Raw genomic sequence first — 20,536 nt, 5'->3', positions numbered from 1 at the left:
AGAACGCTGCAAATGCCGAGACCAGAGGCGAGGTTACAGGAACGAATCAGGAAAGAGAACGGGCGATGAACAAAGAAGAACCCCTCCAAAGCCCGTTCCGCCTGCACCGAGGCTCGGTGATGCGGGCTTGCCCGCCGACCCCGTCTGCGCCATATCCGACGGATGCCCGACGATCCGTCCTCCCCCTCCGGTCTTCCTCCCGGCCCCGTCAAAGGCCCCCGGCTCCGCACCGTCCCGCCCGGCGAGGACCGTGAGCGGCTGACCTGTCCGGACTGCGGCTACATCGCCTACCAGAACCCGCTGATCGTCGTCGGGTCGGTGGCGACGTGGGAGGACCGCATCCTGCTGTGTCGCCGCGCCATTGAACCGCGCAAGGGCTACTGGACGCTGCCCGCCGGCTTCATGGAGGAACGGGAGAGCACCATGGAGGGTGCCGCCCGCGAGGCGTGGGAGGAGGCGCGGGCCAAGATCGCCATCGACTCGCTGCTGGCCGTCTACGATATCCCGCGCATCAGCCAGGTGCAGCTGATTTTCCGCGCCCGCCTGCTGTCGCCGGACGTGTCCGCCGGGCCGGAAAGCCAGGAGGTCGGGCTGTTCGGCTGGGAGGAGATCCCCTGGGACGATCTGGCCTTCCCGACCGTCCAGTGGGCCTTGCGCGAGCACCGGTCGCGGCTGGGCCGCCAGGATTTCGCCCCGGCGATGAACCCCACGCCGGACGTGCTGGCGCAGTGGGAGCGGATGCTCTAACTCCGATCACTCCACCACCGGCGCAGCGGGGAACTTCGCCACCAGCTCCGCCGTGCCCTGCTCGCGCTTCACGGTCAGCGGCAGCCAAGTGCCGGGGGCCTGGCGCTGCACCACCGTCGTCAGGTCGGAGGCCTCGCGCACCGGGGACCCCGCCGCCGCGACCACGAGGTCGCCCGCCGTCAGGCCGGCGGCGGCGGCGACGCTGCCCTCGGTGACGGAGCGCACGCGCACCCCGTCCGGTCCCGGCTCCAGCATCACGCCCAGCCGGGGGCGCGGCGTCTCGGCCGGCGCCTCGCTCTCGCCCAGCCCGTAGACCGCGTCGGCGATCCGCCCGTCCAGCTCGGCGCAGGGGCGGTCCTCGTCCCAGGGCAGCAGGACGACGCTGTTCCGGATGCCCAGGTCGGCCAGCTGGTGGGGGACGCCGTCGCGCCCCTCGATGTGCCCCTGGCCAAGGATGGCGACGACGGTGCGGCCGGTCCGGCGGTGGGTCTCGGCGATCCGCTCGGCCATGGCGCGGTCCCAGACGGACTGCGCCTCGACGAAGCGTTCGAAGCTGCCGGAGCGGCGCTCGGTCGGGCCGTGGGCGGCCATCACTTGGCGCAGCCGCTCGGTGTAGGAGGCCGGGGGAGGGGCCGGGTCGCCCACGCCTTCCCGCTCGCCGGCGGGGACGGCGGCCCAGCCCTCGCGGGCGGTGCGGCTGACCAGCCCGCGGTCGACGTTCAGCGCGACCACCGGCAGCCGGTTCATCCGGGCGAAATGCAGGATCGGCAGGTAGAAGCGCGCGTCGTAGCCCCAGACCTTCGGCCAGTTGGTCTCGCGCAGCAGCTCCGCCTCGGTCAGCTGCCCGGCGCTCCAGCGGTCGAGGACCGGCTGGACGCTGCGCGGGAACATCTCCATGCCGACCGCCAGATCGGGATTCAGCGCGTGCAGGGCCGCCAGGCTGTGAAGCTGCCAGCGGTGGTGGTCGGCGTTGTCGTGCCGCTCCCCCAGCAGCACGGCGGGCGACGCCGCGGCGCGGCGCAGCAGGTCGGCGGCGTTCAGCGGGCGGGCGGCGGCGTCGGACCAGCCGCCGGGCGGCACACAGGCATTGGTCTGGGCGGCGGCCTTCGCCGCGGTGGCGTCGCCCAGGCCGGCCAAGAGGCTGCCGGAGAGCAGACCGGAGAGCAGAAGGACGGCCATCAAACGGGGGAGCACGTCGGCGGTCCTCCTGGACTCGGTGAAACGGTTGGACCCAGGCTGAAGGTTGGGCGGTGGAGGGCGCCCGTCAACGGTGCATGGTCTGACCGGCAACGGCCGCGCTGGCGCGGTGCGGCGAAGCGGGGTATCGTGGACATCATGCCGCACCGTAAAACCGTCATTCTGACCGGCGCGAGCCGGGGCATCGGCCACGCCACCGTGCAGCGCTTCAGCGCCGAGGGTTGGCGGGTCATTTCCTGTTCCCGCGAGGAGGTGCCGGACCATTGCCGGCGCGATCCGAACTGGACCCACCACATCCCGACGGACCTGTCCGATCCGGACAGCCGCGCCCGTTTCCTGGAGGAGGCCAACCGCGCGCTGGACGGCGGGCCGCTGCACGCGTTGATCAACAACGCCGGCATTTCGCCCAAGACGCCGATCAAGGAGCGCCTCGGCTGCCTGAACGGGGCCATCGAAGGCTGGCATCGGGTGTTCGAACTGAACTTCTTCGCCCCTCTGGTGCTGGCCCGCGGCTTCGCGGCGCCGCTGTCGCGGGCGAAAGGGGCGATCGTCAACGTGACCTCGATCGCCGGCCACTCGGTGCACCCCTTCGCGGGGTCGGCCTATTCGACCTCCAAGGCGGCGCTGTCCGGCCTGACCCGCGAGATGGCCGTGGAGTTCGCCGAGATCGGCGTGCGCGTCAACGCCGTAGCGCCGGGCGAGATCGAGACCGCCATGACCGGCCCGGAATACGACGTGCTGATCCCGCGCATCCCGCTGAAGCGCATGGGCACGCCGGAGGACGTGGCGGCGGTGGTCTTCTACCTGTGCGGTCCTGATTCGGGCTACGTCACCGGGACGGAGATGTTCATCACCGGCGGGCAGCACCTGTATTGAGGCGGGTGGTTGCCCGTTGCGAGTGACGGACTGGGATCACAAGATTCACACGGATTTCACCGATCTTTTCACGGATTTCACGGATTTTTTAGATCGCTTGCTCAGCAATGGCTCCTCGACAAGCCACTACTGGGCGAGCATCAAAGAAAAATCCGTGTAATCCGTGCTCTAAATCCGCGAAATCCGTGACGTCATTTTGCCCGCAAGAGTCCTGAACCTCAGCCGAGGTTGTGCTTCGCCACCACCGCCGCGAAGTCGTCGCCGAAATGCTCGCCGACGCGGATGACCGAAACGCCGTGCGGGATCTCCTTCAGGGCCGGGTTGTCCAGGCTCATCGAGGTCAGCAGCGCCATCGGTACGTTGTGGGTGACGCTCATCGCGCGCAGGCCGCGGATCAGGTCCAGGCCGGACAGGCCGTCCATGACCATCGACGCGATCAGCATGTCCGGCGGGACGCGCACGGCGAGGCTGATCGACTCGATGGGGTCGCTGACCGTCACGGTGCGGAAGCCGCAGGCCGCCAGCTCACTGCCCAGCTTCTTGGCGACGACCTTGGACGGGGTGACCAGCATGATTTCGACGTTGCTGATCTGGATGTCGGTGATCTCGAACTGGTAGCGCACCGGCAGGGCGCGGATGATCCGGTTCGTTTCCGCAACCTGGGGCTGCTCGGCGCGGTCCACCAGCTCGGCGATCCGGTCCACGAAGGTCTGCGCGTCGTTCAGCTCGCGCGCCTCCAGCCGCTTCAGGCCGGACAGGTAATCCTCCAGGCGGTGCGCGACGAGGCTGACGGTGGGGTAGCCGAAGCTGGTGCCCATGCCCTTGAAGTTGTGGGCCTCCAGCCGGAGCACACCGATGACTGCGCTTTCCTCCCGCGTGCCCTTGGACAAACCTTCCAGGGCGGCGTTCATCACTTCCAGCCGGTCGCGGGCGTCGTCCATGAATTCGACGCGCAGGCGGTCTTCAAGATCGTCGGGCGACAGGTTGGAAGCCATGGGAGGGGGTCCTGACTATGCTTTCGGGTTAGGCATTATGGCCCCGAAAGTTACACCAGAACCCTAACGCGAAACAAACTCCCGCATGAAACGCGGCTAAAACGCCGCGCCGATCACAACCGCGACAGGAGATTGTTGAACCAGTTCAGCCGTTCCTCGGCCTGGGCGATGTCGTGCTCCAGCCAATCGGCGAAATGGCCGTCGGTTCCCGCACTCGCCCGCTTCAGGTCGCCCAGCCGGGCCAGCTCCGTCTCGCACAGGGAGGCGAGGTGGTCGATCTGGTCGCGCTGCGACTCGACGTCCAGCAGGTGCAGGAAGCGCAGCTTCAGCGCGATGACCAGCTTGTTCAGGCCGTCCGCCGACGGGGCGCGCACGTTGGCGCGCATCAGCGTGTCGAATTCCGCCCGTCCGGCCTCAGTGGCGCCGAGCAGGGCGTTGTCCTCCATGCCGGTGCCGTCGAGCGCCTCGATCAGCCCCTCGTAGCGCAGCATCTCCAGCGACGTGCCCATGAGGTCGAGCGACGGGCCGACGATGCGGTCGAGGAAATGGCGGAGTGCGCCGGCCAGCTCGGCGTAACGCTGTGGCCCGTTCTGGATCAGCGTGCCCAGGACGGCGAGGCGCACGGCCTCCTTCGGCATCAGCGAGTTGTCACGGTACATGGCGAACCCCTGGGCGGTGGCAATTGGACAGCGGCTGTCGACGTTTGCGGACCGAACGTTGCGAAACGTTCTCATCAACGTCTAAAGGTAAGGCGCCCCGGCCCACAAGTCCAGAGCGCCGATGCCATCATCGCAGGGAGATCACCGAATCCCCTCCCCCGCACGGGCGGGGCGCGGAGGAGGGGGGAGAGGTTACGCCGCCAGACGCAGCTCCAGGCGGCTCCACACGTCGAGCAGGGCGTCGACGAGCCGCGCCATCTCGGCGTCGCTGTGCAGTGGGGTCGGGGTGAAACGCAGGCGCTCGCCGCCGCGCGGCACGGTCGGGTAGTTGATCGGCTGAACATAGATGTCATGCCGTTCCATCAGCTCGTCCGAGGCGCGCTTGCAGCGGTGGGCGTCGCCAACCATCACCGGAACGATGTGGCTGGCCGACGGCATCACCGGCAGGCCGGCCTCGGCCATCAGCCGCTTCAGCGTCGCCGCGCGCTCCTGGTGCTGGTCGCGCTCCGTCTGGCTCTGCTTCAGATAGCGGATGCTGGCCAGCGCCCCGGCGGCCAGGACCGGCGACAGGGAGGTGGAGAAGATGAAGCCGGCGGCGAAGCTGCGGATGCAGTCGACCAGCGCGGTGGAGCCGGTGATGTAGCCGCCCTGGACGCCGAACGCCTTGCCCAGCGTGCCCTCGATGATGGTCAGCCGGTCCATGGCGCCGTCGCGCTCCGCCACGCCGCCGCCGCGCGGGCCGTACATGCCGACCGCGTGCACCTCGTCCAGGTAGGTCATGGCGCCGTGCTTGTCGGCGACGTCGCACAGGTCATGGATCGGGGCGACGTCGCCGTCCATGGAATAGACGCTCTCGAAGGCCACGACCTTCGGGCGGTCCGGGGCGATCTGCGACAGCAGCTCGTCCAGGTGCTTGGGATCGTTGTGGCGGAAGATGTGCTTCTCGGCGCCGCTGTTGCGGATGCCGGTGATCATCGAATTGTGGTTCAGCGCGTCGGACAGGATCACGCAGTTCGGCAGCAGCTTGCCCAGCGTCCCCAGCGTCGCGTCGTTGGACACGTAGCCGGAGGTGAAGAGCAGCGCCGCCTCCTTCCGGTGGAGGTCGGCCAGTTCGCGCTCCAGCAGCACGTGGTAGATGTTGGTGCCGGAGATGTTGCGCGTGCCGCCGGCGCCGGCGCCCACGCCGTCGATGGCGTCGTGCATCGCCTTCAGGACGACCGGGTTCTGGCCCATGCCCAGATAGTCGTTGGAGCACCAGACGGTGACCTCCCGCTCCTTCCCGGCGGCGTCGCGGAAGGTGGCTTTCGGAAAGTTCCCCGCTTGCCGTTCGAGGTTGGCGAAGACCCGGTAGCGGCCATCCTGCTTCAGGCTGGCGATCTGGGTGCGGAAAAAGCTCTCGTAATCCATCGCGCGTTCCGTTCGCGTTCATCCGAAGGGGCGGGTGCAGTCCGGGCGGTCCAGCCACCGGGCCTAGCACGTTAGGAAGATGGCATGATCGTCGCCGCGTTGCCACCCGGCATTGACCGATGTCAATAGGTCCGCCCGGCAAGGAGGCAATTCTCGCCGATCCGCCGCCGCGAGGCCATTCGACCTATGGATGATCGTCCGCGCGGAGCGATTCATGTCCGTCACCCGTCATGCCATTGCGGAGGGCGGGAAACACCCTTTCTTCCTGTCATTCCATTGGTGATCGCAAGTGATTGTGAATATCCATGAGGTATAACGGACAGCAAAGGCAGAGGCGTCTCCTGTCCGATTGTGCCAAATACCTTTGTTGTGTTCTTTTACGAACAAGGTCGTATGGACGAAAGAGGGGGTAAGTGAGAGGGTTCAGTTAAGTCGTTGATGGGGAGTGTTGCGCGATGAGTGCCGTTCTGACGTTCGACAGCGCGCGTAGCCGGCGAATGTCCGGCCCGGAATTGAGCCATGGTGCCATCGGTCCCGGCGGCAGCAAGGTCATCCCCTTCCATCCGGCCCCCGCCGCGGCGGTTTCCCCAGCGCCGTCCCTGCCGCGGCGCCCCGCGGTGCCGTCTCCGGCCCGCGCCGATGGGGTGGCCCCGCCGGCGGAGTCCACGCCGCGGCCCGAGCGTCTGGCGCGGCTGATCTACATGGCGAGTGTGGGCGGCTACATGGCCGTGCGTGAGGATACCCTGGTGGAACTGGGCGGGCGCATGGTTTGGCCGACCGCCGACGCGCTGATCCGCGATGCGGCGGCGGCGGGCGTCCCGGTCTCGTCGCACGTCATCAACACCGCCCGTTCCTGACGCCTGCCTTCGAATGAAAAGGGCCGCCCGCGCCGGATGGGCGGGGCGGCCGTTCGTCGTCGCGGAGCCCGGCGTTACCCGCGCAGGACGGGGATCGCGGCGTCCAGCGCCGTGGTCAGGCGGTCGAACATGAGGTTGATGTCCTCTTCGCCGATGACCAGCGGCGGGCAGACCGCCACACTGTCGCCCATGGCACGGATGATCAGGCCGTTCTCCTGGCTCAGCCCGTTCACGACGGCGCCGGCCCGGCCCACCGGATCGAACGGGGCCTTGGTCTCCTTGTCGGCGACCAGTTCAAGGGCGCCGATCAGCCCGATGCCGCGCGCCTCGCCGACCAGCGGATGGTCGGCCAGAGCCTTCAGCCGGCGCTGGAACAGCGGGGCCACGGCACGGACATGGCCGACCATGTCCCGCTCCTCGTAGATCTTCAGCGTCTCCACGGCGACCGCCGCCGCCACCGGATGGGCGGAGTAGGTGTAGCCGTGGCCGAAGGTGCCGATCGTCTTGCTCTCCTCGACGCAAGCCCGGTAGACCGCCTCCGACACCATCACGGCGGAGATCGGCAGATAGCCGGAGGACAGCTGCTTGGCGCAGGTTATGATGTCCGGCTGCATGCCCATGGTCTGGCTGCCCCAGAAATTGCCGGTGCGCCCGAAGCCGCAGATCACCTCGTCGGCGACCAGAAGGATGTCGTACTTCTTCAGGATCGGCTGGATCTTCGCGAAGTAGGTCTCAGGCGGTACGATGACGCCGCCGGCCCCCATCACCGGCTCGGCGAACATGGCGGCGATGGTGTCCGGCCCCTCGGCCAGGATCAGCGCCTCCAGGCTTTCCGCCAGACGGGTCGCGAACGCCTCCTCGCTCTCGCCCGGCTCGGCGAAGCGGTAGTGGTGTGGGCAGTCGGTGTGATGGATGCGCGCGATGGGCAGGTCGAAATCGCGGTGGTTGTTCACCAAGCCGGTCAGGCTGGCCGTCGCCACGGTGACGCCGTGATAGGCCTTCACACGCGACAGGATCTTCTTCTTCTCCGGGCGGCCCAGCGCGTTGTTGTAGTACCAGACCAGCTTGACGGCGGTGTCGTTCGCCTCCGACCCGGAATTGGCGAAGAACACCTTGGACATCGGCACCGGGGCCAGCTTGATCAACCGCTCGGCGAGGTCGATGCCCGGCTCGTGGCTCTTATGGCCGAACACATGGTAGGTCGGCAGCTTGCGCATCTGCCGGGTGGCGGCCTCGACAAGGCGCTCCTCGCCCCAGCCCAGCGACACGCACCACAGGCTGGCCAAGCCCTCGATGTATTCCTTGCCGCTGTCGTCGAAGACGCGCACGCCCTCGCCGCGCTCAATGATCAGCGGGCCCTGGGTCTCGTGCGCGTGAAGGTTGGTATAGGGGTGGAGGAAATACGCCTTGTCGCGGCTGGCGGCGGAGTTTCCAGCCCCAAAACTTTCAGTCGCCGCGGCGCCCTGTTCGGTCATGATCTCTATCCCTGTGTTCGCTGCCGGAGTCGGTCGTTGCCGATGCTGGTTCGCCGCTGTTGAAAATGTTAAACGGCGCCTCCGATCATAGGCATGGTTGGCCCTCCTGACAAAGCCGGAGAATCGGGGGGTGGGGCGGGCATTCCCATCCTGCATGGCGCCCGGGCCCGTTGCGCAAGCTCCGGAGATTCGGAAGAGACGGGGAACGATGATCACCTTGTATGGAATGCCGAGCAGCGCGTCGATGGCGCCGCACATCCTGCTGCGCGAGATCGGGCTGCCCTTTGACCTGGTCCTGCTGGACCGCGCCACCGCCGCGCACAAGGCGCCGGACTATCTGCGCCTGAACCCCAACGGACGGGTGCCGACGCTGGTCGACGGCGATCTGGTGCTGTTCGAATCAGCAGCGATCTGTCTGCACCTCGCCGACTCGCATCCGGCCGCCGACTTGGCCCCCGCGCCCGGCACGGCGGAGCGGGCGCATTTCTACCAGTGGCTGGTCTTCCTGACCAACACCGTCCAGGCCGACATGCTGGTCTATTTCTACCCGGAGCGTCACGCCGAGGGGGCGGAGGCGCAGGCCTCGGTCAAGGCGATGGCGGAGGCGCGGCTGCTGGAGCGTTTCACGCTGCTGGACCGCGAACTGGGGAGCAAGGCGTGGTTCCTGGGCGGCGATTACAGCGCCGTCGATCCCTACCTGTTCATGCTGGCCCGCTGGACCCGCTTCATGGGCACGCCGGCGCGCCGCCTGCCCAACCTCGGCCCCTACCTCGCCCGCGTGCTGGAGCGTCCCGCGGTCAAGGCGGCGTTCGAGGCGGAAGGACTCGGCGCCCCCTATTACTGAGGGGGCAGTGGGGTGCCGCCTTAGCGCGGCACCTGCCAGGGCAGATGCTCCGCCCCGACCAGCCGGTCGGCGTCGGCGGCGGGCATGGGGCGGGCGAAATGGTAGCCCTGCCCATAGTCGCAGGCGAGCGCGCGCAGCAGGTTGGCGTCGGCGCTCGTCTCGATGCCTTCGGCGATGACGTCGAAGCCGAGAAGCCGCGCCAGATCCATGATGATGCGGACGATGGCGCGGTTTTCCTCCGACTGGTGCATGGCCATGACGAAGGAGCGGTCCACCTTCAAGCTGTCGATGGGCAACTTGTGCAAATAGGACAGCGACGAATAGCCGGTGCCGAAATCGTCGATGGACATCTTGATGCCCAGCCCGCGCAGGGTCTGCAGCAGGCGGATCGACTGCTCGGCCTTCTCCATGACCGCGCTTTCGGTGATCTCCAGCTTGATCCAGGACGGCTCGGCCCCGGTCTCGCGCAGCACCTCGCGCACCAGCGAGACCATGTCGGGGTCGTTCAGCTGGCGGGTGGACAGGTTGATGCTCATGAACAGGTTGGCGGAGCCGGGCAGGCGCTTGTCCTGCCATTCGGCGATCTGCCGGCACGCCTCGCGCAGCACCCAGGCGCCCAGCGTGACGATCAGGCCGGTGCTCTCGGCGATCGGGATGAAGACGCCGGGGGGGATGTTGCCGCGCTCCGGATGGTTCCAGCGCACCAGCGCCTCGAACCCGGCCAAGCCGCCGGTGACCATCTCGACGATCGGCTGGTAGGCGACCCACAACTCCTCACCACGCTCCAGCGCGCGGCGCAGGTCGTGCTCCAACCGCACCTGCTCGACGACGCGGGCGTGCATGGCCGGGTCGAACCAGGCGTGGCGCCCACCGCCCTGCTCGCGGGCGCGGCCGGTGGCGATCTCCGCGTCGCGCAGCACGTCCTCGGGCCGGGTGTGGGTGTCGCAGGAGGCGGCGACCCCGATGCTGGCCGACAGGAAGACCGAGGCGCCCGACGCCGTCTTGGCGGAGCGGACCAGGGATGCGATGGTGGACAGCCGCTCCTCCACCGCCAGCGGGTCCTGCGTTCCGCCGATCAGCAGCGCGAAGGCGTGGTCGCTGATGCGGGCGATCAGGTCCACCGAACCGGCCCGCACACTCAGCCGCGTGGCGACGTCGGTCAGGATCTCGTTGGCGAAGCTCTGGCCCAGGCTGGTGCGCACGTCGACGAAGCGGTCGAAATCCACGATGACCAGCGTGAAGGGTTCCCCCATACCGTGGAAGTCGGCCATGTGCTTGACCAGCAGGAGCCGGTTCGCCAGCCCGGTCACCGGGTCGTAGTAGGCCAGCCGGAAGAGGTCGTCCTGCGTGCGCCGCCGCTCCGTCATGTTCTGCATGATGACGAAATAGCCGGCGATGGAACCGTCCGGGCCGCGGTAGGGCGCGTGCACCCGCGTCACGTAGTCGTTGCCGCCGCCGGACCGGGGAAGCCAGCCTTCCACCTGCACCGTCTCGCCGTCCAGCGCGCGTTCAACCGCGGCGCTGTTGTTGCGCTGGGTCTCCGGCCCGAGGATGTCGCCCACCGTGGTCCCGATGAGGGAGTCCAGCTTGCGGCCCATATAGTCCAGATACGCCTGGTTGGCGTAGAGGTGCCGCCGCTGCGTGTCGAGCAGGCCGACCATCGCCGGCATGACGTCGAGAAGCTGCCGCAGGGTGTCGAGCGCCGGAGCCCCGGAAGCGGTGCCGGACAGGGCTGCGGCAAGGGAGGCGAGGTGAGGGTCCGGCTTCATGGGCGCGAATGGTCGAGACACCGTTGGGAAAACGACGATCAACACTTACGCGAAAGAATGCCCGCCCGTCAAAACCAAAGCCGCCGAAGACGGTGGAAAGCATCGCCCCACTATAGTTGCCCGATGACAGAACCGACCTTCATACTCGGGTATTCATGCAAATCACGGTTGATGTTTTGATTGGCGATGATTGATTTTGCGGCATCGGCGGCGCCCGGGGCCGGCAGCGGCGTGGCGTTCCGCGCCGGACCACGGCAGGTTGCCGGCCCTGTGAAAGGCCACGAATGGTCGAATTCTAGGCTGTTGACCGGACCGGTGGCGCGCGCAGAGGCGGCATGCCAGCGTTCCCCATTCTGACCATCGTCAGAGACGGCCATGCCGGGCTATAATTTCGACCAATGCGCGAGAAGAGGTGGTGCACAACGATCGCCCACCCGCGCGAGCGAGGGAGAATCGCCATGGCACTCAAGGACCTGCTGGTGGTCGTCGACGACACCGCCGCCGCTGCGGCGCGAATCGATGCCGCCGCCCAACTGGCCGCGCGCACCGACGGCCACATCACCGGCCTCTACCCCGTCGTTCCGCTGACCCTGCCGGGCTACGTCGAGGCGGAACTGCCGGACGAGGTGCGCGCCATGCAGCGCGGCTACACCGAGAACCAGACCGCCAGGGCGGAGGCTCTCTTCGCCGACGCGGTGCGCCGCAACGGCCTGACCGACCGCTCGGAATGGCGGGTCCTCTACGGTCACCCGACGGACAGCGCGGCGCTGCATGGACGCTACGCCGACGTGGTGGTGGTTGGGCAGGCCGATCCGCACCGCGACCGTGACCGCCCGATCGCGGTTCCGCAGGATCTGGTGTTCGAATGCGGGCGTCCGCTGCTGGTCGTGCCCTACGCCGGCTCTTTCCCCCACATCGGGGAACGCGTGCTGGTCGCCTGGAACGGCAGCCGCGAAGCGGCCCGCGCGGTGGCCGACGCGATGCCCATCCTCACCGCCGCCAAGCGCGTGGTGGTCATGGCCGTCAACCCCAAGGCCGGCCCCGCCGGCATCGGCGACGAGCCGGGCGCCGACATCGCCAAGCACCTGTCGCGCCATGGCTGCCGGGTGGAGGCCACCCACATCGTGACCGACCAGATCGATCCGGGCGACACGCTGCTGAACACGGTCGCCGACGAATCCTGCGATCTTCTGGTCATGGGCGCCTATGGCCGCTCGCGGCTGCGCGAACAGGTGCTGGGCGGCATGACCCGCTACATGCTGGAGCACATGACGGTTCCGGTCCTGATGAGCCATTGAGGCCCACTGAACCGTCCGGTCGCCGGCTTGTCCGGGAGTCGTCTGGCCGGGAATAGTCCGGCAGGGCCGCCTGTTCATCCCAGTGAGGCGGCGCCGGACTTCGGTCGACGGGCGCCGCCGGACCTGCGAAGGAAAGCCGGCATGAGCGCGCTGATCCCCACGTTCCTCCACCGCATGCGTCCTTCGGGCGTGGCTGCGGCTTTTCGTTCGGCGGCCCGTATGGCGGTGCTGGGCGCCGCCGGTGCGCTGGCGCTGGCCGTTTTTCCCGCGGCGGCGGACGCGCATGGCCCGCGTGACCGTGGCTCCTGGTACGGCGGTTCTCCCTATGGCGGTCCTTCGGTGATCGTGCCGCCGCCGGGGAGCCGGGTGATCGTCGTGCCGGGCTACCGCCCCCCGCCGCCCATCGTGGTCGCCCCACCTCCCTATTGGGGGCCGCCGCCCCGTCATCACCATCACCGCGCCTGGCGCAACGATTGGGGACCCCGCCCCTATCCGGGGCCGAGCGTGCAATTCTATGGCGGATGGTCGTCGGGCAGGGGCTGGTGACGGGCCGGTCCGCTTCAATGCCCTCCGCTTCAAGGGGGTCGGTTTGAAAAGACTCTGGTTTGAAAAGTGGTGAGCTGAGGCGGTCGGCCCTGGGTTGGCGCTCTGGCACAGGACGTCCTCCTGCCTGTTGATCCGAGGGGACGAAGGAACGGCGTGCTGGAGGACGATCCGATGAGGGGCGGAACAGTCGGAAGGGCAGGGTGCCTCCGGGTGCTCCAGCTGGGGGGAGCCGTCGCGTTGATGGTTCTTGTGGCCGCCTGCGCCGGGCTGAGCCCGCCACCACAGGCCACACCCGAGCCCGGCGCGGTGAGCGCCCTGGATCGGCTGAGTCCCAACCGCTGCAACGGGGCCGTCGCCTCGTCCCTCGCCGGGGTGCGGATACCGGTGTCCGATGTCCGCTATCTCGCCTATGGCCTGTATCGCAACATACCGGGGGACATCGTCGGCTACGATGCCTGGGTGGGCTTGAACAGCCAGCCCGGAGCCGTGGTGGTGCAACTCGATGAATATTGCGCGCCGCGTCAGATCTATGCGCGCGAGGGCGCCCGGCTCCCCGGCGCCCGATGACGGGTCTACCGCTCCCCTCCGGACCGTCCCGACAAAAAACTGCCGGCTAACCCATTGATTAGCCGGCGAGTTGAACAGGGAGGCTTCACGTCTGGGAGACGCTGGGTCCGAGGACCCAACCCCGGAAGCGGGCTTCCGGGACGAAACGCCGGATGCTGCGGCGCAACATCCAACGCCCAAGATTTGACCATTCTGCCCAAAGGATTCCATCCCCAAATATCCAATTCGGCCATGCGAGAACCGCATAGCTTGTAAGGCGTTGAAGAAAAGCGAAAAAATGGCGTGCGGGGGCGTATGGTGCTGAAGGGTGGGTGGCTGGGGACAGAAAACGGCAACCGGATTGCAAAGATGGGGGAGGGGTTTCGGTACAATCCGTACAAAAAGAAAGGCGCCCGGCATAGCTTGCTGGGCGCCTGTGCATAAAAAACAGGCAAACATCATGTCTGCCCAAAGGCTGAGCTTGGTCAGAAGGCCGACTCCGCCACCTTCTTCACCAGGAAATCGCGGAACACCGCGATGCGCTTGGAATGACGCAACTCCTCGGCATAGACGAAGTAGGCGTCGACCTTGGGGCCGTCCACGTCCGGCAGGACGCGCGTCAGCTCCTTGCTGCCGTCCACCAGGAAGTCGGGCAGGGCGGCGATGCCCAGGCCGCTCTCCACGGCGCGGTACATGGCATAGATGCTGTTGACCTGCAGAATCGGCTTGCGCACGCCCGGTGCCGGGTCGCCCACCTCGTTGATCCAGTTGACGTTGGCGATGGGCGCGCGGACGTCCGGCGGATAGGCGACGATGTCGTGCCCGTCCAGGTCGGCGGGGATCTTCGGGGCGCCGCGCTTCTTCAGATACTCCTGGTGGGCGTAGAGATGGAAATGCACCGACATCAGGTGGCGCTGGATCAGGTCGGGCTGGCGCGGCGTGTTCATGCGGATGGCGATGTCCGCCTCGCGCATCGCCAGATCCAGTTCATTGTCATCGATCAGCAGGGTGAGCTGGATGTCCGGGTAGATTGACAGGAACTCGTTGACGCGCGGGGTCAGCCAGGTCGAGCCGAAGGCCACCGTGGTGGTCACGCGCAGCGGACCCTTCGGATGCTCCCGGCTTTCGGTCAGCATCGCTTCGGTCATCGACAGCTTGGCGAAGACATCGCGGGCGGTGCGGTGCAGAAGCTCGCCCTGCTCGGTCAGGATCAGGCCGCGCGCGTGCCGGTGAAACAGCGGCACGCCGAGGCTCTCCTCCAGCGCGCTGATCTGGCGGCTGACCGCCGACTGGCTGAGGTTCAGCGTCTCGCCGGCGTGCGTGAAACTTCCAGCCTCGGCCACGGCGTGGAAGACCCGAAGCTTGTCCCAGTCCATCATGCCTGTCTTGCTGCCCGCGCCCTGGCGGGGAGCCTCCCGTTTATTCTGAAGACGGCGCATAGCCGCCATGCTCATTTATACCGGGAACGCGCGGCGAACGCACCCCCAACCAAAGGCTCACCGCACGAAAAAGAGCCAAGCTTGGTAAGAATTTTCCGTTGTGCTGCGAAGAGCGCACATTTGCTTATCCCGCATTGTGGGATTTTTGCCTATTTCGCAACCGAAGGACGACGTCGCCGCGCTGGATTTGCTCGGAGGACAATCGAGGGCCGGTGCGGGACCAGGGGACTCGGGAGAGAGCATCCCCCTTGTTGCGGCGGGGCTTCCACCCTTGCGCCGTTGCGCCGGCCGGGAGACGGGCCGCTAATCGTGGGGATGCGGAATTTGGAAGGAGGGGGTTCCGAATGCCCGATCAGCATCAGCCGGCGCTCACCCGCGATCAGGTGATCGACATCTGCGGGCGCCTGGACGACATGCGCATCGCCAGCATCATCGGCACGGGCGCAACGCCTGCCGAATTGATGGAGGCCGCCAGTTGGACCGGCGCCGACGATTACATGGGGGAGGCGACGCAGCATCCTCCTTCGGGCCGGGTCGCCCGGCTCCTGGAACTTCTCAAGGCCGACGAGCCGGACTGGGAAGACCGCTGATCCGGCCCATTTGATCCGGCTGCGGATCAATCGGCGGCTTCGAGCGCGCGCGGCGGCTCCTTGGCCCGCGCGCGGGCGCGGTGGCCGCTGATCTCCGCGCCGGCGTCGGGCGGCAGCCGCAGGAAGAACAGGGCCGACACGCAGGCCATCCCGCCGACCGTCAGGAAGGCCGGCACGAAGTCGGTGGGCGTCAGCGAAGCGCCGGGGCCGCTGGTGACGCTCTGCGTGAGGTGCAGCACCGTCGCCCCGACCGCCACGCCCAGGCTGAGCGAGACCTGCTGCATCACGCTGGCCAGCGTGTTGGCGCGGCTCAGGCACTCCTTGGGCACCTCGGCGTAGGCCAGGCTGTTCAGGCCGGTGAACTGCAGCGAGCGGAAGAAGCCGCCCATCAGCAGCGCGCCCAGGATGACCCAGTGCGCCGTCTCGGGCCGGAAGGCGGCGTAGCTCGCCAGGATCAGGCCGCTGATCAGCGCGTTGGCGGTCAGCACCCGGCGGAAGCCCAGCCGGCGCAGGATGGGACCGGCCAGCGCCTTCATGGTCAGCGCCCCGGCGGCCCCGGCAAAGGTCAGCGCCCCGGACTCGAAGGGCGTGCGCCCGAAGCCGACCTGGAGCATCAGCGGCATCAGGAAGGGCACAGCGCCGATGCCGATGCGGAACAGCGTGCCGCCCATGACCGAGGCGAAATAGGTCGGCAGCCGCAGCAGCGAGGGGTCGAGCACCGGCCGCTCCATCCCGCGGGCGTGGCGCAGATAGAGCCACGCGGCGGCAAAGCCCAGCCCCAGCACCCCGGCGACCGCGGCGGGCGGCAGCACCCCGCGGCCGACATTCTCCAGCCCGAACATCAGCGCGGCCAGGGCCAGCGCGCTCAGCATGAAGCCGCGGCCGTCGAAGGGGTCGCGCTCGGTCTCGCGCACATTGGGGATCAGGGTCAGCACCAGCGCGATCCCGATCAGCCCGATCGGCACATTGATGTAGAAGATCCAGCGCCAGGAGGCATAGGTGGCGATGAAGCCGCCGACCAGCGGCCCCAGCGCCGGGCCGATCAGCGCCGGCAGGGTCATCTGGGCCATGGCGGCGACCAGCTTCTCCTTGGGCACCGTCTTCAGCAGGATCAGCCGGCCGACCGGCACCATCATCGCCCCGCCCAGCCCCTGGACGATGCGCGCACCCACCAGCTCGTACAGCCCGTCCGACTGGCCGCAGAGGATCGAGCCGACGGTGAACACCCCGATCGCCGCCGCGAAGACCGTCCGCGTGCCGTAGCGGTCGGCCATCCAGCCGCTGACCGGCAGGAACACCGCCAGCGCCAGCATGTAGGAGGTCATGGCGAGGCTGAGGCGCAGCGGGTCCTCGCCCATCGACCGCGCGATCTCCGGCAGCGCCGTGGCGATCACCGTCGCGTCCAGATTCTCCATGAACAGGGCGCAGGCGATGATGAAGGGAATGTAGCGGGTGGCGCGGGGCATGGCGGGGTGGGAGCGGTGGGACGGGGGAGGCAATTTTTCCAATCTGGACTTCCCCCGTCCGGAAACCACCGCTATGGCGCGAACCCTGGCATGCGCGGGCGCTCACCGCCCCTTGAAGACCGGCTTGCGTTTCTCCAGGAAGGCCCGGTAGCCCTCGCGGAAATCCTCCGTGCCGAAGCAGTGGTAGCATTCGGCGATCTCCGCCTCCGACAGCGGGGCAGGGTCGGACAGGCGGCGGACGAACTGCTTGTGCAGGCGGGCGGCCAGCGGGGCGCCCCCGGCGATGCGCTCGCAGGTCGCGGCGATCTCACCCTCGAAGGCCTCGTCGGCCACGAGGCGGTGGACCAGCCGCTTGTCCTTGGCCTCCTCCGCGCCGAAGACGCGGCCCTCCAGCAGGATTTCCAGCGCCGCCGGGCCGCCCGCGATGTCGTGGAGCAGCTTCAGCTCGGGCAGCGCCATGGAGATGCCGAGCCGGCTGACCGGCACGCCGAAGCGGCTGCCCGCGGTGCAGACCCGCAGGTCGCAGGCCAGCGCCACGGCCAGACCGATGCCGCAGCAGGCGCCCTGGATGGCCGCCAGCGTCGGGTGCGGCAGGTCGCGCAGCAGGGCCAGCCCCTCGTCCATCAGCACGCCGTAGTCGGCGCCCTGTTCGGGGCTGTTGCGCTCCGTCTCGAATTCGGAGATGTCGGCGCCGGGGCTGAAGGCCCGCCCGCCGGCCCCGCGCAGCACCACCGCGCGCACCGTCTCGTCGGCGCCGAGCCGGCGCAGCAGCGGGATCAGCGCCAGCCACATCGGCTTGTCGAAGGCGTTCAGCCTGTCGGGGTTGCTGAGGGTCAGCGTGGCGACGACGCCGTCGCGGCTCAGGGTCACGGTGCCGGCCATGGCCTGTCGGGCTCCCCATCCATTCGGTTGCGTATGGGGCAGACCACAAACACCCGCAGCCCCGTTCCGTCAAGGACTTCGCAGACTTCGCTTCCACTCTGGACCGGAAGCCCGCGGGTCCCCATAGTTCGTAGCCGGGACTTCACCGGACGGAGACGACGCCGCGATGCAAACGGGATTGGCGCGAACGGGAATAGCCGCCCTTACCCTGGCCGCCGCCCTCATAGGCACTCCCGCGCTGGCGGCGAAGGATGAGCTGGTGATCGGCATGACCCAGTTCCCGTCCAACTGGCACCCCTCCATGGAAGCGATGATGGCGAAGAGCTACGTCCTGTCCATGGCGCGCCGGCCCTTCACCGCCTACGACCCCGACTGGCGGCTGACCTGCCTCCTCTGCACCGAGCTGCCGGCGCTAGACAAGGGCACCGCGGAGGTCGAGACGCGGGCCGACGGCAAGAAGGGTATCAAGGTCACCTACACCATCAACCCCAAGGCGACCTGGGGCGACGGCACGCCGGTGACGACCGAGGACGTGCTGTTCACCTGGACGGTCGGCAAGCACCCGCAAAGCGGCTACAGCAATTTCGACCTGTTCGCCCGCGACATCGTGGCGATCGACGCGAAGGACGAGCGCACCTTCACCATCCACCGCGACAAGGCGGTGTGCAGCTACGCCGAGATCAACGACTTCGAGGTCCTGCCCGCCCATCTGGAGCGCGCGGTGTTCGAGGCCGACCCGGCGACCTACCGCAACCGCTCCAAGTACGAGACCGACACGACGAATCCCGGCCTGTGGTTCGGTCCCTACCGCATCGCCCAGGTCGAGCCGGGCAGCCATGTGGTGCTGGAGCCCAACCCGACCTGGTGGGGGGCCAAGCCGGCCTTCAAGCGGGTGATCGTGAAGTCCATCGAGAACACCGCCGCGCTGGAGGCCAATCTGCTGGCCGGGCAGGTCGACATGGTGCCGGGGGAGACCGGCCTGCCGCTCGATCAGGTGCTCGCCTTCGAGAAGCGGCACGGCAGCCGCTACAACGTCTTCTACAAGCCGGGCCTGTTCTTCGAGCATGTCGAGCTGAACCTCGACAACCCGGCGCTGGCCGACGTGCGGGTGCGCCGGGCGCTGCTCCACGCCATCGACCGCGAGGCGATCTCCAAGCAGCTCTACGACGGCCGGCAGCCGGTCGCCCACAACGAGATCAGCCCGCTCGACCGCGTGCACGCGCCGGGCTACCCGACCTACGCCTTCGACCCGGCGCTGGCCGGCCGGCTGCTGGACGAGGCGGGCTGGAGCGAGCGGCGCGCCGGGGTGCGCCACAACGCCAAGGGGGAACGGCTGTCGTTGGAGATCATGACGACCGCCGGCAACCGCTCCCGCGAGGTGTTGCAGCAGGTGCTCCAGGCGCAATGGCGGCAGGCCGGGATCGAGGTGCGCATCGTCAACGAGCCGGCCCGCGTGCTGTTCGGCGAGACGCTGGAGAAGCGCCGCTTCAAGTCGATGGCGCTGTTCGCCTGGATCAGCGCGCCGGAGAACATCCCGCGCACCATCCTGCATTCCAGCATGATCCCGACGGAGGCCAACAACTGGGCGGGCCAGAACTACACCGGCTACAGGAACCCGGAGATGGACAAGGTCCTGGAGGACCTGGAGCATGTCTGCGAGCCCGACGCCAACCGCGCGCTCTGGGCGAAGCTGCAGACGCTCTACGCTCGGGACCTGCCGAACCTGCCGCTGTTCTTCCGCGCCGATCCGTTCATCCTCCCGCCCTGGCTGGAGGGCGTGGTGCCGACCGGGCATCTGGATTCCAGCACGCTGTGGATCGAGACGTGGAAGGCGAAGGAGTGAGGAAAGGCATGCCGGCGATTGCCCCCACCCTAACCCTCCCCCGCTGCGCAGGGGAGGGAATGGCTCCTCCCCCTGCGCAGCGGGGGGAGGTTGGGAGGGGGGCTCCGCTCAGCAACGCCCTCAACACTCCATGACCCGCTTCCTCGCCTCCCGCCTGCTCCAGGCTCTGGTCGTCCTGCTGCTGATGAGCTTCGTCATCACCGTCCTGATGACGCTGATGCCGGGCGATCCGGTGGACATGATGCTGGCCGGCAATCCCCGCGCCACGCCCGCCGACGCGGCGCGGCTGAAGGCGCTCTACGGCCTCGACAAGCCCTTGCTGGACCGTTACTGGCACTGGCTCCAGGCGGCGCTGATGGGGGATTTCGGCTTCTCCCGGCTCTACGCGCAGCCGGTGCTGACGATCCTGCTGCCGCGGCTGGGCAACACGCTGCTGCTGCTCGGCGCGGCGATGGCGCTGACCCTGGCGGTGGCGTTGCCGCTTGGCGTCTACGCGGCGCGGCGGCCCTACGGCTGGGCGGACAACGCCATCAACCTGTTCTGCTTCGCCGGCATCTCCGTCCCGGCCTTCTGGCTGGCGCTGCTGCTGATCCTGCTCTTCGCGGTGGAACTGCAATGGCTGCCCGCCTCCGGTCTCGGCCCGGTGGGCGGGGAGGGCTGGTGGGAGCGGCTGCCCTACCTCGTGCTGCCGGTGGCCTCGCTGACCCTGGCGAGCATCGGCGGCTACACGCGCTACGTCCGCGCCGCGATGATGGGGGAGCTTCGCCAGGATTACATCCGCACCGCCCGCGCCAAGGGGCTGGGGGAGGGGCGGGTGGTTTGGCGCCACGCGCTGCGCAACGCGACCATCCCCATCGTGACCATCGTGGCGCTGGAGTTCGGCGCCCTCTTCTCCGGCGCGCTGGTGACCGAGACGATGTTCGCCTGGCCGGGCATGGGCAAGCTGATCTACGACAGCATCATGGGCAACGACCTGAACGTGGCGCTGGTGGCGCTGCTGTTCGCCACGCTGACGACGCTGGCTGGCAACCTGCTGGCCGACGCCGCCTACGCGGGGCTGGACCCGCGCATCTCCTTCAAGGGGGACGGGGCGTGAGGGC

At 68.1% G+C, this 20,536-nt stretch carries 20 protein-coding genes; 10 read left to right on the top strand and 10 right to left on the bottom strand.

All coding sequences use genetic code 11. From position 1 onward, the window contains the following. The first annotated feature begins 162 nt into the window (after nucleotides 1-162). The gene (locus AMK58_RS12170; RefSeq protein WP_035671298.1) at nucleotides 163-747 is read left to right on the top strand and encodes an NUDIX hydrolase; all 585 of its coding nucleotides are present in this window, start codon (nucleotides 163-165) and stop codon (nucleotides 745-747) included. A 6-nt stretch (nucleotides 748-753) separates the two neighbouring features. On the opposite strand, the gene AMK58_RS12165 is transcribed toward AMK58_RS12170, so the two are convergent. Further along, nucleotides 754-1,941, bottom strand: a complete 1,188-nt coding sequence (locus tag AMK58_RS12165; RefSeq protein ID WP_059398934.1) for a ChaN family lipoprotein — start codon at nucleotides 1,939-1,941, stop codon at nucleotides 754-756. A 141-nt stretch (nucleotides 1,942-2,082) separates the two neighbouring features. On the opposite strand from AMK58_RS12165, the gene AMK58_RS12160 reads away from it, so the two are divergent. Next, the gene (locus tag AMK58_RS12160) at nucleotides 2,083-2,820 is read left to right on the top strand and encodes an SDR family NAD(P)-dependent oxidoreductase (protein WP_059399062.1); all 738 of its coding nucleotides are present in this window, start codon (nucleotides 2,083-2,085) and stop codon (nucleotides 2,818-2,820) included. 218 nt (nucleotides 2,821-3,038) lie between these two features. On the opposite strand, the gene AMK58_RS12155 is transcribed toward AMK58_RS12160, so the two are convergent. The 3 genes from AMK58_RS12155 to hemA form a co-directional block, all read right to left on the bottom strand. Then, a complete protein-coding gene (locus AMK58_RS12155) occupies nucleotides 3,039-3,815 on the bottom strand; it encodes a response regulator (protein WP_035671309.1) in 777 nt (258 codons plus the stop codon). Between the two features lie 113 nt (nucleotides 3,816-3,928). Beyond that, the gene (locus tag AMK58_RS12150) at nucleotides 3,929-4,474 is read right to left on the bottom strand and encodes a transcriptional regulator (protein WP_035671311.1); all 546 of its coding nucleotides are present in this window, start codon (nucleotides 4,472-4,474) and stop codon (nucleotides 3,929-3,931) included. A 192-nt stretch (nucleotides 4,475-4,666) separates the two neighbouring features. Then, nucleotides 4,667-5,881, bottom strand: a complete 1,215-nt coding sequence (gene hemA / locus AMK58_RS12145) for a 5-aminolevulinate synthase (RefSeq protein ID WP_059398933.1) — start codon at nucleotides 5,879-5,881, stop codon at nucleotides 4,667-4,669. 455 nt (nucleotides 5,882-6,336) lie between these two features. On the opposite strand from hemA, the gene AMK58_RS12140 reads away from it, so the two are divergent. Then, a complete protein-coding gene (locus AMK58_RS12140; protein ID WP_105217731.1) occupies nucleotides 6,337-6,738 on the top strand; it encodes a hypothetical protein in 402 nt (133 codons plus the stop codon). 74 nt (nucleotides 6,739-6,812) lie between these two features. Here the strand turns inward: AMK58_RS12140 and AMK58_RS12135 are convergent, their stop codons facing one another. After that, a complete protein-coding gene (locus tag AMK58_RS12135) occupies nucleotides 6,813-8,213 on the bottom strand; it encodes an aspartate aminotransferase family protein (protein WP_035675507.1) in 1,401 nt (466 codons plus the stop codon). A gap of 208 nt (nucleotides 8,214-8,421) precedes the next feature. Between AMK58_RS12135 and AMK58_RS12130 the strand changes: the two genes are divergently transcribed. Further along, nucleotides 8,422-9,057, top strand: coding sequence for a glutathione S-transferase family protein (locus AMK58_RS12130; RefSeq protein ID WP_035675506.1), 636 nt, complete (start codon nucleotides 8,422-8,424; stop codon nucleotides 9,055-9,057). Nucleotides 9,058-9,077: 20 nt separating this feature from the next. Here the strand turns inward: AMK58_RS12130 and AMK58_RS12125 are convergent, their stop codons facing one another. Both AMK58_RS12125 and AMK58_RS30385 read right to left on the bottom strand, forming a co-directional pair. Then, nucleotides 9,078-10,826 (bottom strand): putative bifunctional diguanylate cyclase/phosphodiesterase, encoded by a 1,749-nt coding sequence (locus AMK58_RS12125; RefSeq protein WP_059398931.1) that lies wholly within the window; start codon nucleotides 10,824-10,826, stop codon nucleotides 9,078-9,080. 110 nt (nucleotides 10,827-10,936) lie between these two features. Next, on the bottom strand, nucleotides 10,937-11,203 hold the full coding sequence (locus AMK58_RS30385; protein WP_137165126.1) for a hypothetical protein: 267 nt from the start codon (nucleotides 11,201-11,203) through the stop codon (nucleotides 10,937-10,939). Between the two features lie 81 nt (nucleotides 11,204-11,284). Here AMK58_RS30385 and AMK58_RS12120 point away from each other — a divergent pair, with 81 nt between their 5' ends. From AMK58_RS12120 to AMK58_RS12115, 3 genes are all read left to right on the top strand, one after another. Beyond that, a complete protein-coding gene (locus AMK58_RS12120) occupies nucleotides 11,285-12,124 on the top strand; it encodes a universal stress protein (protein WP_035675501.1) in 840 nt (279 codons plus the stop codon). A gap of 141 nt (nucleotides 12,125-12,265) precedes the next feature. Next, the gene (locus AMK58_RS30380) at nucleotides 12,266-12,670 is read left to right on the top strand and encodes a hypothetical protein (RefSeq protein ID WP_035675500.1); all 405 of its coding nucleotides are present in this window, start codon (nucleotides 12,266-12,268) and stop codon (nucleotides 12,668-12,670) included. A 240-nt stretch (nucleotides 12,671-12,910) separates the two neighbouring features. Continuing rightward, complete coding sequence (locus AMK58_RS12115) at nucleotides 12,911-13,237, top strand: hypothetical protein (RefSeq protein ID WP_035675497.1); 327 nt, start codon at nucleotides 12,911-12,913, stop codon at nucleotides 13,235-13,237. A 464-nt stretch (nucleotides 13,238-13,701) separates the two neighbouring features. Here the strand turns inward: AMK58_RS12115 and AMK58_RS12110 are convergent, their stop codons facing one another. Continuing rightward, a complete protein-coding gene (locus AMK58_RS12110) occupies nucleotides 13,702-14,592 on the bottom strand; it encodes a LysR family transcriptional regulator (RefSeq protein ID WP_035675533.1) in 891 nt (296 codons plus the stop codon). A gap of 407 nt (nucleotides 14,593-14,999) precedes the next feature. On the opposite strand from AMK58_RS12110, the gene AMK58_RS12105 reads away from it, so the two are divergent. Further along, nucleotides 15,000-15,245, top strand: coding sequence for a hypothetical protein (locus tag AMK58_RS12105; protein WP_035675494.1), 246 nt, complete (start codon nucleotides 15,000-15,002; stop codon nucleotides 15,243-15,245). 26 nt (nucleotides 15,246-15,271) lie between these two features. On the opposite strand, the gene AMK58_RS12100 is transcribed toward AMK58_RS12105, so the two are convergent. Together AMK58_RS12100 and AMK58_RS12095 are read right to left on the bottom strand one after the other, a co-directional pair. After that, complete coding sequence (locus AMK58_RS12100) at nucleotides 15,272-16,753, bottom strand: DHA2 family efflux MFS transporter permease subunit (protein ID WP_236778125.1); 1,482 nt, start codon at nucleotides 16,751-16,753, stop codon at nucleotides 15,272-15,274. A 60-nt stretch (nucleotides 16,754-16,813) separates the two neighbouring features. Beyond that, nucleotides 16,814-17,593 carry an enoyl-CoA hydratase-related protein gene (locus tag AMK58_RS12095; protein ID WP_059398930.1) on the bottom strand — a complete coding sequence of 260 codons (780 nt, stop codon included), beginning with the start codon at nucleotides 17,591-17,593 and terminating at the stop codon, nucleotides 16,814-16,816. Between the two features lie 166 nt (nucleotides 17,594-17,759). Between AMK58_RS12095 and AMK58_RS12090 the strand changes: the two genes are divergently transcribed. Next, a complete protein-coding gene (locus AMK58_RS12090; protein WP_035671323.1) occupies nucleotides 17,760-19,436 on the top strand; it encodes a peptide ABC transporter substrate-binding protein in 1,677 nt (558 codons plus the stop codon). 130 nt (nucleotides 19,437-19,566) lie between these two features. After that, nucleotides 19,567-20,532, top strand: a complete 966-nt coding sequence (locus tag AMK58_RS12085) for an ABC transporter permease (RefSeq protein WP_059398929.1) — start codon at nucleotides 19,567-19,569, stop codon at nucleotides 20,530-20,532. Nucleotides 20,533-20,536: the final 4 nt, after the last annotated feature.

It is taken from the genome of Azospirillum brasilense (assembly GCF_001315015.1).
Taxonomy (GTDB): Bacteria; Pseudomonadota; Alphaproteobacteria; order Azospirillales; family Azospirillaceae; genus Azospirillum; species Azospirillum brasilense.
The sequence above is the reverse complement of the archived record's forward strand: the minus strand, read 5'-3'. Positions and strand labels throughout refer to the sequence as shown.

Excerpts from the sequence above, each read along its gene's own strand:
- AMK58_RS12170 (WP_035671298.1), top strand. The coding sequence starts at position 163 with ATGCCCGACGATCCGTCCTCCCCCTCCGGTCTTCCTCCCGGCCCCGTC.
- AMK58_RS12160 (WP_059399062.1), top strand. The coding sequence starts at position 2,083 with ATGCCGCACCGTAAAACCGTCATTCTGACCGGCGCGAGCCGGGGCATC.
- AMK58_RS12155 (WP_035671309.1), bottom strand. The coding sequence starts at position 3,815 with ATGGCTTCCAACCTGTCGCCCGACGATCTTGAAGACCGCCTGCGCGTC.
- AMK58_RS12150 (WP_035671311.1), bottom strand. The coding sequence starts at position 4,474 with ATGTACCGTGACAACTCGCTGATGCCGAAGGAGGCCGTGCGCCTCGCC.
- hemA (WP_059398933.1), bottom strand. The coding sequence starts at position 5,881 with ATGGATTACGAGAGCTTTTTCCGCACCCAGATCGCCAGCCTGAAGCAG.
- AMK58_RS12140 (WP_105217731.1), top strand. The coding sequence starts at position 6,337 with ATGAGTGCCGTTCTGACGTTCGACAGCGCGCGTAGCCGGCGAATGTCC.
- AMK58_RS12135 (WP_035675507.1), bottom strand. The coding sequence starts at position 8,213 with ATGACCGAACAGGGCGCCGCGGCGACTGAAAGTTTTGGGGCTGGAAAC.
- AMK58_RS12130 (WP_035675506.1), top strand. The coding sequence starts at position 8,422 with ATGATCACCTTGTATGGAATGCCGAGCAGCGCGTCGATGGCGCCGCAC.
- AMK58_RS12125 (WP_059398931.1), bottom strand. The coding sequence starts at position 10,826 with ATGAAGCCGGACCCTCACCTCGCCTCCCTTGCCGCAGCCCTGTCCGGC.
- AMK58_RS30385 (WP_137165126.1), bottom strand. The coding sequence starts at position 11,203 with ATGGCCGTCTCTGACGATGGTCAGAATGGGGAACGCTGGCATGCCGCC.
- AMK58_RS12120 (WP_035675501.1), top strand. The coding sequence starts at position 11,285 with ATGGCACTCAAGGACCTGCTGGTGGTCGTCGACGACACCGCCGCCGCT.
- AMK58_RS30380 (WP_035675500.1), top strand. The coding sequence starts at position 12,266 with ATGAGCGCGCTGATCCCCACGTTCCTCCACCGCATGCGTCCTTCGGGC.
- AMK58_RS12115 (WP_035675497.1), top strand. The coding sequence starts at position 12,911 with ATGGTTCTTGTGGCCGCCTGCGCCGGGCTGAGCCCGCCACCACAGGCC.
- AMK58_RS12110 (WP_035675533.1), bottom strand. The coding sequence starts at position 14,592 with ATGGACTGGGACAAGCTTCGGGTCTTCCACGCCGTGGCCGAGGCTGGA.
- AMK58_RS12105 (WP_035675494.1), top strand. The coding sequence starts at position 15,000 with ATGCCCGATCAGCATCAGCCGGCGCTCACCCGCGATCAGGTGATCGAC.
- AMK58_RS12095 (WP_059398930.1), bottom strand. The coding sequence starts at position 17,593 with ATGGCCGGCACCGTGACCCTGAGCCGCGACGGCGTCGTCGCCACGCTG.
- AMK58_RS12090 (WP_035671323.1), top strand. The coding sequence starts at position 17,760 with ATGCAAACGGGATTGGCGCGAACGGGAATAGCCGCCCTTACCCTGGCC.
- AMK58_RS12085 (WP_059398929.1), top strand. The coding sequence starts at position 19,567 with ATGACCCGCTTCCTCGCCTCCCGCCTGCTCCAGGCTCTGGTCGTCCTG.